15 protein-coding genes are annotated in these 17170 nt (G+C 54.6%); all 15 read right to left on the bottom strand.

What is annotated here, in order from left to right; all coding sequences use genetic code 11:
- Positions 1–41 precede the first annotated feature (41 nt).
- The gene (locus HBO11_RS19500; protein ID WP_169952730.1) at positions 42–1469 is read right to left on the bottom strand and encodes a group 1 glycosyl transferase; all 1428 of its coding nucleotides are present in this window, start codon (positions 1467–1469) and stop codon (positions 42–44) included.
- Positions 1466–2743, bottom strand: coding sequence for an O-antigen translocase (locus HBO11_RS19495; protein ID WP_169952732.1), 1278 nt, complete (start codon positions 2741–2743; stop codon positions 1466–1468). The genes HBO11_RS19500 and HBO11_RS19495 overlap by 4 nt, the downstream gene beginning before the upstream one ends.
- Positions 2740–3867: a DegT/DnrJ/EryC1/StrS family aminotransferase gene (locus HBO11_RS19490; protein WP_169952734.1), complete on the bottom strand. Its 1128-nt coding sequence runs from the start codon at positions 3865–3867 to the stop codon at positions 2740–2742. The genes HBO11_RS19495 and HBO11_RS19490 overlap by 4 nt, the downstream gene beginning before the upstream one ends.
- 104 nt (positions 3868–3971) lie before the next feature.
- Entirely contained in the window at positions 3972–4376 is a 405-nt protein-coding gene (locus HBO11_RS19485) for an FdtA/QdtA family cupin domain-containing protein (RefSeq protein WP_169952736.1), read from the bottom strand.
- The gene (gene rfbC, locus HBO11_RS19480; protein ID WP_169952738.1) at positions 4373–4939 is read right to left on the bottom strand and encodes a dTDP-4-dehydrorhamnose 3,5-epimerase; all 567 of its coding nucleotides are present in this window, start codon (positions 4937–4939) and stop codon (positions 4373–4375) included. The genes HBO11_RS19485 and rfbC overlap by 4 nt, the downstream gene beginning before the upstream one ends.
- Complete coding sequence (gene rfbA, locus HBO11_RS19475; RefSeq protein ID WP_169952740.1) at positions 4936–5829, bottom strand: glucose-1-phosphate thymidylyltransferase RfbA; 894 nt, start codon at positions 5827–5829, stop codon at positions 4936–4938. The genes rfbC and rfbA overlap by 4 nt, the downstream gene beginning before the upstream one ends.
- 479 nt (positions 5830–6308) lie before the next feature.
- Positions 6309–7661, bottom strand: coding sequence for a Wzz/FepE/Etk N-terminal domain-containing protein (locus HBO11_RS19470; RefSeq protein ID WP_169952742.1), 1353 nt, complete (start codon positions 7659–7661; stop codon positions 6309–6311).
- 367 nt (positions 7662–8028) lie between these two features.
- Positions 8029–8262, bottom strand: a complete 234-nt coding sequence (locus HBO11_RS19465) for a lipopolysaccharide assembly protein LapA domain-containing protein (RefSeq protein WP_169952744.1) — start codon at positions 8260–8262, stop codon at positions 8029–8031.
- Between the two features lie 25 nt (positions 8263–8287).
- Positions 8288–8584, bottom strand: coding sequence for an integration host factor subunit beta (gene ihfB / locus HBO11_RS19460; protein ID WP_169952746.1), 297 nt, complete (start codon positions 8582–8584; stop codon positions 8288–8290).
- A 329-nt stretch (positions 8585–8913) separates the two neighbouring features.
- A complete protein-coding gene (rpsA, locus tag HBO11_RS19455) occupies positions 8914–10608 on the bottom strand; it encodes a 30S ribosomal protein S1 (protein WP_029298694.1) in 1695 nt (564 codons plus the stop codon).
- A gap of 121 nt (positions 10609–10729) precedes the next feature.
- Positions 10730–11419 (bottom strand): (d)CMP kinase, encoded by a 690-nt coding sequence (gene cmk, locus HBO11_RS19450; protein ID WP_032863151.1) that lies wholly within the window; start codon positions 11417–11419, stop codon positions 10730–10732.
- Positions 11416–13626 (bottom strand): bifunctional prephenate dehydrogenase/3-phosphoshikimate 1-carboxyvinyltransferase, encoded by a 2211-nt coding sequence (locus tag HBO11_RS19445; protein WP_169952867.1) that lies wholly within the window; start codon positions 13624–13626, stop codon positions 11416–11418. The genes cmk and HBO11_RS19445 overlap by 4 nt, the downstream gene beginning before the upstream one ends.
- A gap of 28 nt (positions 13627–13654) precedes the next feature.
- A complete protein-coding gene (gene hisC, locus HBO11_RS19440; RefSeq protein ID WP_169952748.1) occupies positions 13655–14767 on the bottom strand; it encodes a histidinol-phosphate transaminase in 1113 nt (370 codons plus the stop codon).
- Between the two features lie 9 nt (positions 14768–14776).
- Entirely contained in the window at positions 14777–15871 is a 1095-nt protein-coding gene (pheA, locus tag HBO11_RS19435; protein ID WP_025113086.1) for a prephenate dehydratase, read from the bottom strand.
- A complete protein-coding gene (serC, locus tag HBO11_RS19430) occupies positions 15871–16956 on the bottom strand; it encodes a 3-phosphoserine/phosphohydroxythreonine transaminase (RefSeq protein ID WP_169952750.1) in 1086 nt (361 codons plus the stop codon). The genes pheA and serC overlap by 1 nt, the downstream gene beginning before the upstream one ends.
- Between the last annotated feature and the right edge of the window lie 214 nt (positions 16957–17170).

Here is a 17170-nt window from a genome sequence, read left to right as displayed (position 1 = left end):
CTAGTCATTGAAAACCCACGCTCGATCAACGAAAACAATATTCATCGAAACTTCCTCGCCAAGATCATCTTCGCCAACAGCTTAAATTTTTTCCCCATAGATAGCGCAGCGAACAAGCGGCACGCCAAATTCCGCTCGAATCTGGACAGTAGTAAAAAAGTATCCAAGGCAATATCCACATTTAAAGAGCCTTTTTGCTCCTCAAAAAAAGCTGCATCTCCTGCCCAATTACCGTCTAAATCCAGTGGGTTCACGCAAAGCTGCCCGTCGTACAGACACTTCAGATAGCGCTCCTTTACCGAGTCGTACGCATTAACTTTCTCAATAGCAAAAAAAGTTTCCTTGTCAAATCTGTAGTCTGCTATAGATTCCATAACAGCGTTGATATCGGCTCGCTTGAGCCTGTCCGCCGGGGAGTAGCCCTGGACCGGGGAGATCAGCCCGACACACCGCTGCCCTTTGACGAATTGCTCTGCGAAAGCAGTCCCGCCTGGCAGTGGGTGGCTATCAACGTAAAAGTCCGCCTTAGCGACCAACTTACTGTACTCCTGAAAATCAAGGTGTGCCCTGATACTCAGCCTGGAGCCATATCGAAGTTTTAATGGCCACCACCAGAACGCTTTTTTAACGTCACTGCCAATAACCATGAATGTGGAAGCGGGGTAATCATCAAGAATACGTGCTACTAACTTGAAAATACTAAAGCCTTTGCGGGGCTTGTACTTGATATCTGAGCCTGCAGAAATGAAAAGCAACGCAGCCTGCGTGGTTGGTTTGAAATCACCAGCCATCTGCGCACGTGGCATGTTCAGCGGGATACCCAGGAAGCTCTTACGCCCCTGAATACACTTCGTTAAATCAAAACGGCGGCCGTGGCCGCTGAGCTCAAAGTAATAGTCCGCGACCGAACTCCCATAGGAGAAAACGTGGTCCGCATGATTGACAAAAAACACTTCAAGCCCGGAAAGGCGTTTTGCTACTCCACACGCGATGACTACCAGGATATCGTCAGGATGGATGTGCAGGACGACCTTTTTATAGCCCGACAATAGACCAACCATCTCCGCCAGCGCATCGACAGGACACGAAGCACTAACGACTCTGGTTTTATCAAAAAATCTACAAACCTGGGCCTTGGCATCTGGTGCAGCTTGGCGTGAGATCAACAGATCGGCAGGTTCTGCATGCATGGAGGCAAGCTTTTCCATCAACCTCGTATGCCCACCGGTCATGAAGGGCTCGCTCACAACATGCAAAACCTCCCCACACTCATTTAGCGCCGCCACAGAACCTGTATCCGACATCGAAAGACAGCGCTCAATGAGGTCCGCTTCGATAAGCGGCGCATCGTGAATCCCAACATCCGCAAACCAGAGAAGGTTGCCGTAGGCACACGCCAGTGCGAGCGCCTGATTCAGGTCAGCCGTCTCGCGAATAGCAACTTCAAAATCCTTAAATATTTTTTTCAAGCTTTATGTTCCAGCTTATTATGAAAATAGTTATCCAACCTTAAATAGACAAAAATATACATAACTAAACTATACAACGCATAATTTACCGCATAGGCCCAGGTAGCCGACTCAACCCCCCACCATTGCGTGAATACTATGGTCAACAAATACAACGAAATACTAAATATTATTTCAGTGATGATAAAAACCTTAACCATGGCTCGACTGAGCATGACATATGCCATTATCCAACTAAATATTTTCAAGGAGTCGCCCACGACTTGCCCGGCGAAAAAATTCCGAACAGGGTAGAAGTCAGAGGTGAACAGCACTGCCACTACAAAATCCCGAAGAACATATATTGTCCCAGCGGCTAACAAAGCAACCGGAAAAATCAGCTTATAGCCCTGTATAATCTCCGCTCTTACCTCATTCGCCGTTTTTAACTCAGAAAGCTTAGGAAGATAGTAAACACTTAATGTTGTCGTTACCAGTAATAGGTAAGCAGCGCTCAAGCGCCACATAGCCTCCCAATAGCCAGCCATTTCCCAGCCATATTCTGTCCCGATATGACTACGGACCAGCATCTGCGCTAACGGTGCGCACGCTGCAGAAACAACCGCCATCAAGAAGAAGGCAAATAATTTCTTCGCGATCTGTTTGTCCGGGCACCCAAATAGGTATGAGATCTTAAACCATTGAGTTCTCAGGCAAAGCAGCAATGTCACAATAAAACTGATAGATTGGTAAATAACCAGCGCTACCAACGCGCCATACAAACCGAAGTTGGTTGCCAGATAAAAAGTCACACCAAATGATAGAAAACTGCCCGCGATATTAGCAACGATATATAGTACAATTTCCTTTCTCCCGTTCAATATCGCAAGCAGCAATATATTCAGCGAAAAAAAAACAACAACACAGGAAAACCAAAGAAAGACACCACTCAAGTCGGTATTCTTTAAAAACAACGATGCAAGCTCTTTACTGTAAACCGCAACAAGTAATGCAACAGCAACACTACCCACCACTGCAACAAACCCTGCTGTTTTCCATAGTTTAATCTGCTGCTCAGGCTCTTCATGATATTCAGCTGTATACTTGACAACGCCATTGGTAATAGCGCCACCAGTAAATATCGTTATAACCTGCAACGCATTCTGAAATTGCCCTATCGCGGCATATCCAGCCGGCCCCACATAAATGGCCAAGACTTTATTAAGACCCAACAAGGTAATCATTTTAATGGCAACAGCAATACCATTTAACAAGCTGGTCTTAACAAGATTCATACAGTGTCCGGTCGAAAGCTATTACAGGCATCGATAACAACGCGAGCCTCTTCGAAGGACAATGTCGGTCCTATTGGCAAGCTGAGAATTTGCTCATGTATCTGTACCGATACAGGAAGTTTTTGCTCCTTCAAATCAGCATATGCCTGTTGGAAGTGAGGCGGAATTGGGTAATGGATGAGTGTTTGTATACCTTGTGCGCCGAGGTGGGCTTGAAGAGCATCCCTATGGGCACACAGCACAGTGTATACATGCCATACATGGCTGTCGTTACTCGAGGCGTTGAATGCCGCCCCCACAGGCAATGTAATAGCTGGGTTACTGATCAACTGGCCATACAACTCAGCGATTTCACGACGATGTGCTGTTTGTTTATCCAAGTATTTCAATTTCACCGATAAGCATGCAGCCTGCATTTCATCCAGCCGGCTGTTGATACCGCGATAAATATTCTTATATTTTTCGTGCGACCCGTAGTTGCCCAACGCTCGAACTGTCTTGGCCAGGACTTCGTCATTAGTCGTGACTGCCCCAGCGTCACCCAGCGCGCCTAGATTTTTCCCGGGATAGAAGCTAAATCCGGATGCATGCCCCCAACTACCGGCCTTCTTCCCATCGAGAGTTGCCCCATGGGATTGCGCCGAATCTTCAAGAACTAGTAAGTCATGGGCGCGAGCAAGCTCCATGATTTTCGGCATATCAGCCAGCCGACCGTAAAGGTGAACAGGCAAAATCATCCGAGTTTTTGATGTAATCGCTGCCTTTGCGTTCACTGGGCATATATTGAACGTCTTCGGATCAGGCTCAACCAATACGGGGGTCAATCCATTCTCTGAAATGGCGAGGATACTAGCAATATAAGTATTGGAGGGAACAAGAACCTCATCGCCCTCCGCAAGGAGACCCAACTCCTTCCAGGCACGAATGACTAATACCAACGCATCCAGCCCGTTAGCAACACCAATGCAGTGTTCAACACCACAGTATTGAGCAAACTCCTGTTCGAATGTCTGTAGCTCTTTCCCACCGATATACCAGCCAGAATCAACAACGCGCGCACAGGCTGTCACCAACTCATCACGGCAGAGATCATTTACAGACTTCAAATCAAGAAATTTTATCATTTATAAAACACTCTTTACTTTAACGCGCCAGAAATCGGATTGACTGTAACCATCATATTAATTAACTGGCCGTTTCACCAGAAAATCGGAATACCATCTATATTTTAGAAATTATTAATCAAATTTTTGAATACCGAGTATTCCCTTAGATAATCACTCTCATCATAAATATCACTCGCCAATACCAGCAGTACGCAATCCGGGCTGAAATCATGCATCTCGTGCCAAATCATGCGATCGATAATGATGGCCTTATCAGGCGCGTCCAGCCACACCTCCTCTTTGCTCACCCCATCATCAAGCTTCATCAAACAGCGTCCAGAAACACAGACGGCCACCTGCAGCAGTTCCTTATGGGCATGAAATCCACGCGGAACTCCTTGTTTAGTTCCAGTGAGGTAATAAACACGTTTAATTTCAAACGGAATATCATTTTCATACTCCAGCGCAACCAGTTGGCCCCGCTCATCACCTTTGGAGGTGATGTCCAGAAACTTGATCAAACTCATGCTTGCTTCTCCGAGAGGCTATCGGATGTCGGAGCCTTGTCATCTTTATCACTAACGTTAAAGCCGCCGGTAGCAGGCCAATTTATCCCAAGCCTTTCATCACTCCAGTGCAGCGCCCCTTCAGAGTCTTTATCGTAATAATCTGTCGTTTTATACAAAAAGTGCGTGTCATCTTCCAAAGCAACAAAACCGTGGGCAAAACCCTCAGGAATCCATAGCATCAAGTTGTTTTGGGTGTTTAGCTCCACGCCGACCCATTGCAGGTAAGTGCTGGACTCAGGCCGAATATCCACTGCCACATCAAAAGCGGCACCGCGTACCACACGCACCAGCTTGCCCTGGGCATGCGGTGCGCGCTGGAAGTGCAGCCCCCTTAGAACGCCCTTTGCCGAGCAGGAATGATTGTCCTGGACAAATGCTCGCGGAATAGGCAGGTCAAGCTCTTTAAGTGCTGTATGAAACCGCTCTTCGTTAAAGCTCTCCATAAACCAGCCGCGATCATCGCCAAAAATTTTTGGCTCAATGATTACAACGTCAGGAATAGCAGTCTGAATCAGTTTCATGCCTTTGAGGTCTCTTCCAGAAGTTTCTGCAAGTACTGGCCATAGCCTGTCTTTTTCAGTTTTTCCGCCTGAGCACCCAGTTGCTCTGGGGTGATCCAACCTTTATGGAATGCAATTTCTTCAAGGCAGGCGACTTTCAACCCCTGGCGGTGCTCAATGGTATGGACGAAATGACTCGCTTCCAGGAGCGACTCATGAGTACCTGTGTCCAACCAGGCAAAACCACGGCCCAGCATCTCGACGGTTAATGACTTGTCATCCAGATAGGCGCGGTTGACGTCAGTGATTTCAAGCTCGCCACGCGGCGACGGCTTGATGCTCTTGGCAATGTCCACCACTCGATTGTCGTAGAAGTACAAGCCTGTAACTGCATAGTTGGACTTCGGTTTCGCCGGTTTTTCTTCGATGCTCAATGCTCGACCAGTGGCATCGAACTCAACAACACCAAAACGCTCAGGATCTGATACGTGATAACCAAAGACTGTCGCACCTGATGTCTGGGACATGGCGGAGCGCAAGTTATCGGAAAAGTGCTGACCGTAGAAAATATTGTCGCCAAGGATCAGGCAGCAAGGATCGTCACCAATAAACTCCTCGCCAATCAGGAAGGCCTGGGCCAAACCGTCCGGACTGGGTTGCTCTGCATAGCTGAGCTGGATGCCGTACTGGCTGCCGTCTCCCAGGAGCTTTTTAAAGCAAGGCAGATCTTCAGGGGTAGAGATGATCAAGATTTCGCGCATGCCAGCCAGCATCAACACCGACAACGGATAAAAAATCATCGGCTTGTCGAAAATAGGCAACATTTGCTTGGATACACCCAGGGTCAGCGGGTGCAAGCGCGTCCCGGAGCCGCCAGCGAGGATGATGCCTTTACGTTTGATGTCCATCATATCTTTAGAACTTCCTTAAATATCTGCATTACACCAGGCCAACACGCAGGTTGACGGGTGAAAAATAGCGCGTAGCTTCTCGGTATTGAGCCACAATTTCAATGCCTGCGGCCGGCAATCCGAAATCGCCAATATGAAAATTTATTCTTTTCTGGGCAGAGCCCTCAGCTGCTCCAGCCTCCTGCGCAACGCAGACAACTGTCTACGCCGGTAAATAACCGCCCAGGCCAGGTAGATCGACTTGCGTGATTATGAGCCATCCGCCGCAGGTCGCCGCCGTTTTTTTACATGAAATAACCCGACAAGCAGGAAGACCGACCCACAAACGCCAGTCACACCGGCCGGCTCCAGGCCTCACACAAGGCCTGAAGCCGAGAAACCCTTAACCGGTGCGCAATAGACAACAAGTTGCGAGCTAGTTTCCAAATGAAATCAAATCTCGCACTGGCCGGGGAGCACAGTGCAGATTGCGCTGATACCTATTGCGGCCTGTTCAAACCTGTATCGCTACCCACCATGGTCGGTGAGCCCGGTTGCACGGACAGCATTACCGACTGGGGCTGAGGCTGGCGATTTTTGACGAGATGACGAACTACCGCAATGAAGGCCCCGACAAAGCCACCCAAGACCAGACCAAGCAGGATAATCAAGGCCTTCTGAGGCTTGACCGGGCGCAAAGGTTCCAGCGCCTGCCTATCGATAGTTACCAGCTTCAGCCGGCTCATATCAATGCTTAAGTTACGCAATCGAGCCACTTCGGCGCGCACCGGCTGAACACCGGCCAGGAATAGATCCTCGTTTTCACGACGATTCAGCACTTCAATCTCGCGGTTTGACTGGAGCAATTGAAGCTCCCTGGCAATCTGCGCGATACGACCCTCAGTAAAATCATCAGACTTACGCTGCATCAACGCAGTGCGTTCAGCCTCGAGCGCCTCGACGCCCATGAAGTACAGAGGGATTTGCTGATTGTTTATTTCGGTACGCATCACACTTGATGAGCCATTACGGTCTGACTCACCCAGAGCGGAAGGCGTGCTGGGTTTTCTGATTCCCAGGGACTTGGCGATTCCGATGGCCTCGTTCAACTGCGCCACTCGGTCAGTGCGCCCAGTCTTCAGCTGTGCTCGCAATGCTTTGAGTTCATCCTGCAACTGCGCACGTCGCAGGCTGTCCGTTTCTCGCAGCGATGCTATCCGCGCCTCTTTATCAACCTCGTAGCTGGAACGGGCGGCATCAATCTTGCCCTTGAGCTCGTTCAACCGGTTTTTTACGATGACGTCCAGATCCGCCGCAATCTGCTCACGCTCCGTTGCAATCGCGTAATCGATGAAGCCATTGAGTATGGCGACGCCATCCACGCCTTTCGGATAACTCATCTCAAGCTTGATATAGGCACTGAGGGAGTTGGCTTTTTTGGGGTCGGGCAGACTGAGTTCGATAGAGTTGCGGTTGAACTCTTCGAAACTCTGCTCCAAGGTCCTGCCAGGCTGCTCAAAGGCCTTGAACAGCTTCTGGTTTGAACGGAAAAACCCCAAGCGGGTATCGTAGGACTCCAGAGATGCGCCCACTCTGACCAGGGCATCACCAGGAGGTAGTGCATAAATCTCCGAGCGATTCAAAGCATCCAGCTCATTGATTGCGGCCGGGCGCAGCACACTGCTGACTTCGTACTGAGGAGGCGTGAGGAACGCATAGATAGCAGCAATCAGCCCGGCACCTGCGGTAGCGGCCATAACTAACTTTTTCTGCTTCCAGATAGCCTGAAAAAGCACAACGAGATCAATCTCGCCGGACGAAGGAATCGGGGGCGCGCGGAAGCTACTACTCACAACAAAAACCTGCCTTCAAAGAGAAACTGCGGGCTCGTTATGCAGACGATCTTGTGGTTTTTTTGTATTTATAAGGGTCGGCCAAAAAGCCCAGCGTCGCTGCCAGGCCCTAGACACACAAAATGACTGGAATCGAGAACAGGTTGCATTTTGCCATCTATCGATAACATTGCAAGACTTGACATGACTGTAAGGCAATTCCTACTTATTGCAGAGTTGTCAGGGAAAACACGTCAGAGGAGCCCTAAAGCCACTATTTCCTGAAGACAGAGAAGCGTTAACGCAGTCTAGTCGTAGTAGCAAAGCCCCACTGCACAGCTTGAACCCGCAATACAGGCGACAAACGGTCTACGCTGTCAGATTGACCCTACAACACGGGTTTAGGGTGCCTCTTGCGCCGCATCAGCAGACTCAAGAGCGGCCCCACCAACATCCCGACAATCAACGCCAACGTCACAAACACCGAGACCGGCAGTTGTGGTGTAGACCACCCCAAAAACGCCAGGCTGACGTCTTGCTGGTTTTCCAGCACGAATGCCAGGATCGCCAAGGCAGCGATCAGCACAATCAGTACCAGGGCGACGCGCTTTACACCGCGCATAAACTTCTCCTATCCCCAAAAAAACTCAGACGCTTTCGTCTTCGTCTTCGTTCACTCGATCCCGTAATTCCTTGCCCGGCTTGAAATGGGGCACGAATTTGCCGTCGAGGCTGACGGATTGGCCGGTTTTCGGGTTGCGACCCACGCGCGGGGCACGGTAGTGCAGCGAGAAGCTACCAAAGCCGCGGATCTCGATTCGATCACCAGTGGCCAGGCACTGGGACATTTGCTCAAGCATGGTCTTGATGGCCAACTCCACATCCTTGGATGAGAGCAGCCCTTGATGGGTGACAATTCGTTCGATCAACTCCGACTTCGTCATATTTTTCCCTTCTTTTTCAAGCAGCTAGGAAAAGCGCTCCGAAGGTTTTAGCATGACCAGATGAATTTGAACAGCCTGTGGCTTGACTTATCTTGCGCAAATTCTGACGACACCCACCAGACCAAGGATAAGAGCGGGACGAGCCCAGGAAAGCGCAGGAGACGCTTCCCGGAAAAAGCGCTGGAAGTGACTGGATAACAAGATCACCTCCCGCAGACAGCCCCAGGGGCGATCACACCACATCAGCCGCTCTGTCCTACTGTAAAAACCAAATCCCAGGCACAAAAAAGGGCGACCGAAGCCGCCCTTTTTCTATGGTCTAACAGAACTTAGTTCTGTTTTTCCATTTGTGCACGCAACAGGTCGCCCAGAGTGGTCGGACCCGAAGCAATGTCAGAGGTCGCTGGCTTATCGCGCAGGCTCTGGATTGCTTCTTTCTCTTCGATCTCGTCCTTGGACTTGATGGAGAGTTGGATCACGCGGCTCTTGCGGTCAACGCTGATGATCTTGGCTTCTACTTCCTGGCCTTCTTTCAGAACGTTACGCGCGTCTTCAACGCGATCACGGCTGATTTCGGAGGCTTTCAGAGTCGCTTCGATATCGTCACCCAAAGTGATGATGGCGCCTTTAGCGTCAACTTCCTTCACGATGCCTTTAACGATTGCACCCTTGTCGTTCTCTTGAACGTACTCGGAGAACGGATCGCTTTCCAGTTGCTTGATACCCAGGGAGATGCGCTCGCGCTCTGGGTCAACCGACAGGATAACGGTGTCCAGCTCGTCGCCCTTCTTGAAACGACGAACAGCTTCTTCGCCAACTTCGTTCCAGGAGATGTCGGACAGGTGAACCAGGCCGTCGATGCCGCCGTCCAGACCAATGAAGATACCGAAATCGGTGATCGACTTGATGGTGCCGGAGATTTTATCACCCTTGTTGAACTGGCCAGAGAAATCTTCCCATGGGTTAGATTTGCACTGCTTGATGCCCAGGGAGATACGACGACGCTCTTCGTCGATGTCCAGAACCATAACTTCCACTTCGTCGCCGACTTGTACGACTTTCGAAGGGTGGATGTTCTTGTTGGTCCAGTCCATTTCGGAAACGTGTACCAGGCCTTCCACGCCTTCTTCCAGCTCTGCGAAGCAGCCGTAGTCAGTCAGGTTGGTAACACGCGCGGTAACGCGAGTGCTTTCTGGGTAACGGGCTTTGATAGCAACCCATGGATCTTCACCCAGTTGCTTCAGGCCCAGGGAAACACGGTTGCGCTCGCGATCGTATTTCAGAACCTTGACATCGATCTCGTCGCCAACGTTGACGATTTCGGAAGGATGCTTGATACGCTTCCAAGCCATGTCGGTAATGTGCAGCAGGCCATCGACGCCACCCAGATCGACGAATGCGCCGTAATCGGTGAGGTTCTTGACGATACCTTTGACTTGTTGGCCTTCCTGCAGGGATTCCAGCAGAGCTTCACGCTCGGCGGAGTTCTCTGCTTCCAGGACGCTGCGACGGGAAACGACAACGTTGTTGCGCTTCTGGTCGAGCTTGATGACCTTGAATTCGAGCTCTTTGCCTTCCAGGTGCGTGGTGTCGCGCACTGGACGAACGTCGACCAAAGAACCTGGCAGGAACGCACGGATGCCGTTAACGTCGACAGTGAAGCCGCCTTTAACCTTACCGTTGATAACGCCCTTGACCACTTCTTCAGCTGCGAAGGCTGCTTCCAGAACAATCCAGCATTCAGCGCGCTTGGCTTTTTCACGGGAGAGCTTGGTTTCACCGAAGCCGTCTTCAACCGAGTCCAGAGCAACGTGAACTTCGTCACCGACATTGATAGTCAGGTCGCCAGCGTCGTTGTAGAACTGCTCAAGCGGGATGAGTGCTTCAGACTTCAGACCAGCGTGAACGGTTACCCAGCGAGCTTGGTAATCGATATCAACGATAACACCGGTGATGATGGAGCCAGCCTGAAGGTTCAGGGTTTTTAGGCTTTCTTCAAAGAGTTCCGCAAAGCTTTCGCTCATTTTAATTCCTGTTGATAAGGGCGAAGAATACGCCCATCTGCCACACCCCAGACGGTGTGGGTTACGTTCATATAAGAGAAGAAGCGCAGGTCTAGGACTGGTCCCCTGCACTTCCTCTGAGTCATCCGGCGATATCGCGCAGGGCGATTTCACTCAAGATGCGTTCCAACACCTGCTCGATGGACAATTCCGTGGAATCCAGCTGTATGGCGTCAGCCGCCGGTTTAAGCGGGGCTACCGCACGCTGGGTGTCGCGCTCATCGCGCGCACGAATCTCATCTAGCAGACTCGACAGACTAACACCATCCACCTTGCCCTTCAACTGCAAGTAACGGCGGCGCGCCCGCTCCTCGGCACTGGCCGTCAGGAAAATCTTCAGCGGCGCCTCGGGGAACACCACGGTGCCCATGTCACGACCATCGGCTACCAGGCCCGGCGGCTCTTGAAACGCCCGCTGGCGCTGGAGCAAGGCATCGCGCACCGCCGGCAATGCGGCGACCTGCGAGGCCCAGGAGCCGACCTGCTCGTTGCGCAGGTCATCCGTTACATCATCCCCTTCCAGGATAATGCGCAGCGAGTGGCCTTCGGTCGCGCCGACGAACTGCACGTCAAGGTGCGCCGCCAACAACACCAACGACTCTTCATTGGTCAAGTCGACACCATGGTTACGCGCAGCGAAAGCCAGCAGGCGATACAACGCCCCGGAATCCAGCAGGCACCAACCCAGGCGCTTGGCCAGCAGGCCCGCGACAGTGCCTTTGCCAGAGCCGCTTGGGCCGTCGATGGTAATCACCGGTGCTTTGATATTCACAATTGAGCCTCTTGGGCTACACGCATGCCTACTTGGGCAGACAGTGTAAGAAAATTCGGAAAAGATGTAGCTACGTTGGCACAGTCATGGATACGAATCGGCGCAGTGGCACGCAGGGCCGCGACGCTGAACGCCATGGCGATCCGATGATCACCGTGGGCATGCACCTCGCCACCAGCCAAGCCGCCACCATCAATGATAATCCCATCAGGGGTCGGCACACACTTCACACCCAGCGCCAGCAGACCGTCGGCCATCACCTGGATACGGTCGGACTCCTTGACCCGCAACTCCTCGGCACCCCGCAATACCGTGCGCCCTTCGGCACAGGCGGCGGCGACAAACAGCACCGGGAACTCGTCGATAGCCAGGGGCACCAGCGCCTCGGGAATCTCGATCCCCTTGAGCGGTGCCGCGCGCACACGCAGGTCTGCAACCGGCTCGCCACCCACTTCACGCGGGTTTTCCAGGGCGATATCAGCACCCATCAGGCGCAGGATATCGATCACCCCGGTGCGGGTCGGATTGATGCCCACATGCTCCAGCAACAATTCGGAACCCTCGGCGATCGTGGCGGCCACCAGGAAGAATGCCGAGGAAGAGATATCGCCCGGCACCTCGATACGCGTGGCGACCAACGCATGACCCGACTCTACCGCCGCCGTCGCACCATTGACCTGCACCGGACAGCCAAAACCGCGCAGCATTCGCTCGGTATGGTCACGGGTAGGCGCAGGCTCGGTCACTGCTGTCCGGCCCTCGGCATACAGCCCGGCCAGCAACAGGCTGGACTTGACCTGGGCACTGGCCATCGGCAGCGTGTAACTCATACCCTTGAGCACTTGCCCGCCACGAATGGTCAGGGGCGGCCGCCCCTCCGGCCCGGTCTCTATCACTGCACCCATTTCTCGCAACGGTTTGGCCACGCGATTCATCGGCCGCTTGGACAGCGAAGCATCACCGGTCAGGACACTGTCAAAACCCTGCGCCGCCAATAAACCGGACAACAGACGCATGGAAGTACCCGAGTTACCGAGATAAATCGGCCCTGGCGCTGGTTTCAAGCCGTGCAGGCCAACGCCATGGATAGTCACCCGACCATGGTGCGGACCTTCGATCACCACGCCCATGTCGCGGAATGCCTGCAGGGTCGCCAGGGCATCTTCACCCTCGAGAAACCCTTCGACTTCGGTAACCCCGTCCGCCAGCGACCCGAGCATGATCGAGCGATGGGAAATCGACTTATCCCCCGGCACCCGGAGCTTGCCCTTCAGTTGCCCACCTGGGCTGGCGACAAACACTACATCGTCAGCGGTGGCGGCCGCATCCATATAGGCCCGGCGCGCCAGGATCTTACTGAAATGCTCGCGCGCTACCCGCGCACGGGTAAAGACGCCCAGCAACTGATGGCCATCCCCCGCATCAACCGCGTCGCGCAAGGCATCCAAGTCACTGCGAAAGGTGTCCAGGGTCCGCAGCACAGCCTCGCGATTGGCGAGAAAAATGTCGTGCCACATCACCGGGTCGCTACCGGCAATCCGCGTGAAATCGCGAAAGCCACCGGCGGCGTAACGGAAAATCTCCAGGTTTTCGTTGCGCTTGGCCAGGGAGTCGACCAGGCCAAAGGCCAGCAGATGCGGCAAATGGCTGGTCGCCGCCAGCACTTCGTCATGGCGCTCGACCTGCATATGCTCGACATCCGCCCCCAGCTCGCGCCACAACCGGTCCACCACGGCCAAGGCTGCCGGGTCGGTTTCTGCCAGCGGCGTGAGGATCACCTTGTGTCGACGGAACAGCTGGGAATTGGACGCCTCCACCCCACTCTGCTCGGAGCCGGCAATCGGGTGCCCTGGCACGAAGCGCGGCGGCATGCCGCCAAACGCCTGGCGCGCCGCACGCACCACATTGCCCTTGGCGCTGCCGACATCCGTGAGAATCGCCTGGCCCAGATCCATGCCGGCCAACAGCGCCAGCAGTTTTTCCATGGCCAGGATCGGCACCGCCAACTGGATGACATCGGCGCCCTGGCAGGCAACAGCCAAGTCCGCCTCACAGCGGTCCACCACGCCCAGCTCAACCGCCAGTTGGCGCGATTGCGGGTCAAGATCCACACCGACCACTTCGCCACACAGGCCGCTTTCCCGCAGGCCCTTGGCAAAGGAGCCGCCAATCAATCCCAGACCGACCACCACCAGGCGGCCGATCACAGGCACAACAGGTTGCATTGCAATCACATCAACCACGAGCCAGAACCTTGGCCAGCGCCTCAAGGAAGCGACTGTTTTCAGCCGGCAAACCGATGGTGATGCGCAAGTGGTTCGGCATGCCGTAATTGGCCACCGGACGCACGATCACGCCTTCGCGCAGCAAACCCTGGAAGACCGGGGCGGCCTCTTGGGCGAGATCCACGCAAATAAAGTTGCCCTTGGACGCAATCCAGCCCAGGCCCAGTTCGCGGAAGCCTTGCTGCAGCTGCTGCATGCCGCTCTCGTTGATCCGTCGCCCTTCTTCCAGATACTCGGCATCCTTGAGCGCCGCACAGGCCGCCGCCAGCGCCAGACTGTTGACGTTGAACGGCTGGCGCACGCGGTTCAGCACATCCGCGACGACGGCTGTGGATAACCCGTAGCCGACCCGCAGCGACGCCAGGCCATAGGCCTTGGAGAAAGTGCGTGAGACCAGCAGGTTCGGATAGGCCGCGAGGAAATCCAGGCCGTCGGGCAAGTCGCCACCTTCGGCGTATTCGATGTAGGCCTCGTCCAGCACCACCAGCACGTGCCCAGGCACATCCTGCAGGAACTCGTTCAGCGCATCGGCACCGAACCAGGTACCGGTCGGGTTGTTCGGGTTGGCGATAAACACCACGCGGGTCTGGGCATCGATGGCTGCGAGCATGGCCGGCAGATCATGCCCCCAGTCCCTGGCCGCAATCACCCGCGCCTCGGCACCGACGGCCTGGGTGACAATCGGATACACCGCAAATGCGTGCTCACTGAACACCGCATTCAGGCCAGGCGCCAGGTAGGCACGCGCCACCAGCTCCAGGATGTCGTTGGAACCATTGCCCAGAGTGACCTGGCTCAACTCGACCCGGCAGCGCTCGGCCAACAGGGACTTGAGGGCAAAGCCGTTGCCGTCGGGGTAACGGGTCAGCTCCGCCAACTCTTCACGGATCGCCGCCAGCACCTTGGGACTTGGGCCCAGGGGGTTTTCATTGCTCGCCAGCTTGACGATCTTCGCCGGATCCAGATTCAACTCGCGCGCCAACTCGTCCACAGGCTTGCCTGGAACGTAAGGCGACAGTTGTTGCACGCCCGGCTGTGCCAGGGCGAGGAAGTTGCCACTCATGTCAAAGCCTCACAAAACCGCTTTCGGGTAGGAGCCCAGCACCTTGAGTGCCACGGCTTCCTGACTGATTTTCTCCAGCACACTCTTGACCAGCGGATCACGGTGGTGACCGACGAAGTCGATAAAGAACACATAGGTCCATTTACCGCTGCGCGAAGGACGCGTCTCGATGCGTGTCAGGTCTATCCCGTTGTCGTGGAACGGCACCAGCAGTTCATGCAGCGCACCCGGCTTGTTGCTCATGGAGACAATGATCGAGGTCTTGTCGTCGCCGGTCGGCGGTACTTCCTGGTTGCCGATCATCAAAAAGCGCGTGGAGTTATCCGGGCGATCCTCGATTTTCTCGGCCAGGCGCGTCAGGCCGTACAGGCCCGCAGCCATATCCCCGGCAATCGCCGCCGAATTCCACTCACCCTTGACCCGCTTGGCCGCTTCGGCGTTGCTGGACACCGCCACACGCTCGACATTCGGGTAATGGGCATCCAGCCACTTGCGGCACTGGGCCAGGGACTGGGCGTGGGAGTAAATGCGGCTGATGCTGTCGGTCTTGGTGTTTTCACCCACCAGCAAGTGGTGGTGGATGCGCAGCTCGACTTCGCCACAGATCACCATGTCGTGCTCAAGGAAGCTGTCGAGGGTGTGATTGACCGCGCCTTCGGTGGAGTTTTCCACCGGCACCACGCCAAAATTCACCGCACCGGCCGCCACTTCGCGGAACACTTCGTCGATGGCTGCCATCGGCTTGCTGATCACCGCATGGCCGAAATGCTTCATCGCCGCCGCCTGGGTGAAGGTCCCCTCGGGGCCGAGGTAAGCCACTTTCAATGGCTGCTCAAGGGCCAGGCACGAAGACATGATCTCGCGGAACAACCGCGCCATCTCTTCATTGCCCAGCGGCCCCTGGTTACGCTCCATCACCCGCTTGAGCACCTGGGCTTCGCGCTCCGGACGGTAGAACACCGGCACTTCACCTTCAGCCAGGGAGGCCATCTTGACCCGCGCCACTTCCTGGGCACACCGCGCGCGCTCGCTGATCAGCTCCAGGACTTTGGTGTCCAGGGCGTCAATGCGCACACGCAGGGCCTTGAGTTCTTGCTCAGACATTAGCCGTGTTCCTTCTCGAACTCTGCCATGTAGGCTACCAGCGCCTTGATGGCATTGATGTCGACTGCGTTGTAGATCGAGGCGCGCATGCCGCCTACCGAACGATGGCCCTTGAGGTTCAGCAGGCCACGCTCGTCGGCGCCGGCCAGAAATGGCTTGTCCAGGCGGTCATCGGCCAGGCGGAACGGCACGTTCATCCACGAGCGGTCGCTCAGGTTGATCGGGTTGCTGTACAGGCCGCTGGCGTCGATGAAGTCGTACAGGGTGCGCTTCTTCTCTTCGTTGAGCTTGCCCATGGCGGCCACGCCGCCCTGCTCTTTGAGCCACTCGAACACCAGGCCCGACAGATACCAGGCAAAGGCCGGCGGGGTGTTGTACATCGAGCCGTTGTCGGCTGCGACTTTGTAGTTGAGCATGGTCGGGCACACCGAACGGGCACGGCCGAGCAGGTCTTCACGGATGATATTGACCAGGATGCCGCTGGGGCCAATGTTCTTCTGTGCGCCGGCGTAAATCATGCCGTAGCGCGACACATCCATCGGGCGCGAGAGAATGTCCGAGGACATGTCGCACACCAACGGGACGTCACCGACTTCAGGCACCCAGTCGAACTCCAGGCCGCCGATGGTTTCGTTCTGCACGTAGTGAACGTAGGACGCGTCCTTGGATAGCTTCCACTCGTTCTGACCCGGGATAGCGAAATAATCGTAGGGCTTGGCAGTACCGGCCACATTGATATTGCCGTAGCGCGAGGCTTCTTCAATGGCTTTTTGCGACCAGATACCGGTATCGATATAGTCGGCAGTGCCGTCTTCCGGCAGCAGGTTCAGCGGCAATTGGGCAAATTGCTGGCTGGCGCCACCTTGCAGGAACAACACCTTGTAGTCCGACGGGATATCCAGCAGGTCACGCAGATCCTGCTCGGCCTTGGTGGCAATGGACACAAACTCATCACTGCGATGGCTCATTTCCATGACCGAGAGGCCTTTGCCATGCCAGTCGAGGAGTTCACCCTGCGCGCGCTGCAGGACTGCTTCAGGAAGTGCCGCGGGACCAGCACAGAAGTTATAGGCTCTCTTGCTCACATCCAATCTCGCTCTGATCTGGTGGTCACATAATTCGTGTTCGACATATAACCCCATGTGGGAGCGGGCTTGCTCGCGAAGGCGGAGTCTCAGCCAGCACATGTGTTGACTGACACGCCGCCTTCGCGAGCAAGCCCGCTCCCACAGGGGAATGCGCAGTATCGCAAATTTTCAAAAGGGACAAATAACAAGGGGGCGAATCTTCATCCGCCCC

The organism is Pseudomonas sp. WS 5010 (assembly GCF_012985565.1).
In the GTDB taxonomy this organism is placed as follows: Bacteria; Pseudomonadota; Gammaproteobacteria; order Pseudomonadales; family Pseudomonadaceae; genus Aquipseudomonas.
Note: the sequence above shows the minus strand (reverse complement) of the source record. Positions and strands in the feature narration are given on the sequence as shown.

Excerpts from the sequence above, each read along its gene's own strand:
- HBO11_RS19495 (WP_169952732.1), bottom strand. The coding sequence starts at position 2,743 with ATGAATCTTGTTAAGACCAGCTTGTTAAATGGTATTGCTGTTGCCATT.
- HBO11_RS19490 (WP_169952734.1), bottom strand. The coding sequence starts at position 3,867 with ATGATAAAATTTCTTGATTTGAAGTCTGTAAATGATCTCTGCCGTGAT.
- HBO11_RS19485 (WP_169952736.1), bottom strand. The coding sequence starts at position 4,376 with ATGAGTTTGATCAAGTTTCTGGACATCACCTCCAAAGGTGATGAGCGG.
- rfbC (WP_169952738.1), bottom strand. The coding sequence starts at position 4,939 with ATGAAACTGATTCAGACTGCTATTCCTGACGTTGTAATCATTGAGCCA.
- rfbA (WP_169952740.1), bottom strand. The coding sequence starts at position 5,829 with ATGATGGACATCAAACGTAAAGGCATCATCCTCGCTGGCGGCTCCGGG.
- HBO11_RS19465 (WP_169952744.1), bottom strand. The coding sequence starts at position 8,262 with ATGCGCGGTGTAAAGCGCGTCGCCCTGGTACTGATTGTGCTGATCGCT.
- ihfB (WP_169952746.1), bottom strand. The coding sequence starts at position 8,584 with ATGACGAAGTCGGAGTTGATCGAACGAATTGTCACCCATCAAGGGCTG.
- rpsA (WP_029298694.1), bottom strand. The coding sequence starts at position 10,608 with ATGAGCGAAAGCTTTGCGGAACTCTTTGAAGAAAGCCTAAAAACCCTG.
- hisC (WP_169952748.1), bottom strand. The coding sequence starts at position 14,767 with ATGAGTGGCAACTTCCTCGCCCTGGCACAGCCGGGCGTGCAACAACTG.
- pheA (WP_025113086.1), bottom strand. The coding sequence starts at position 15,871 with ATGTCTGAGCAAGAACTCAAGGCCCTGCGTGTGCGCATTGACGCCCTG.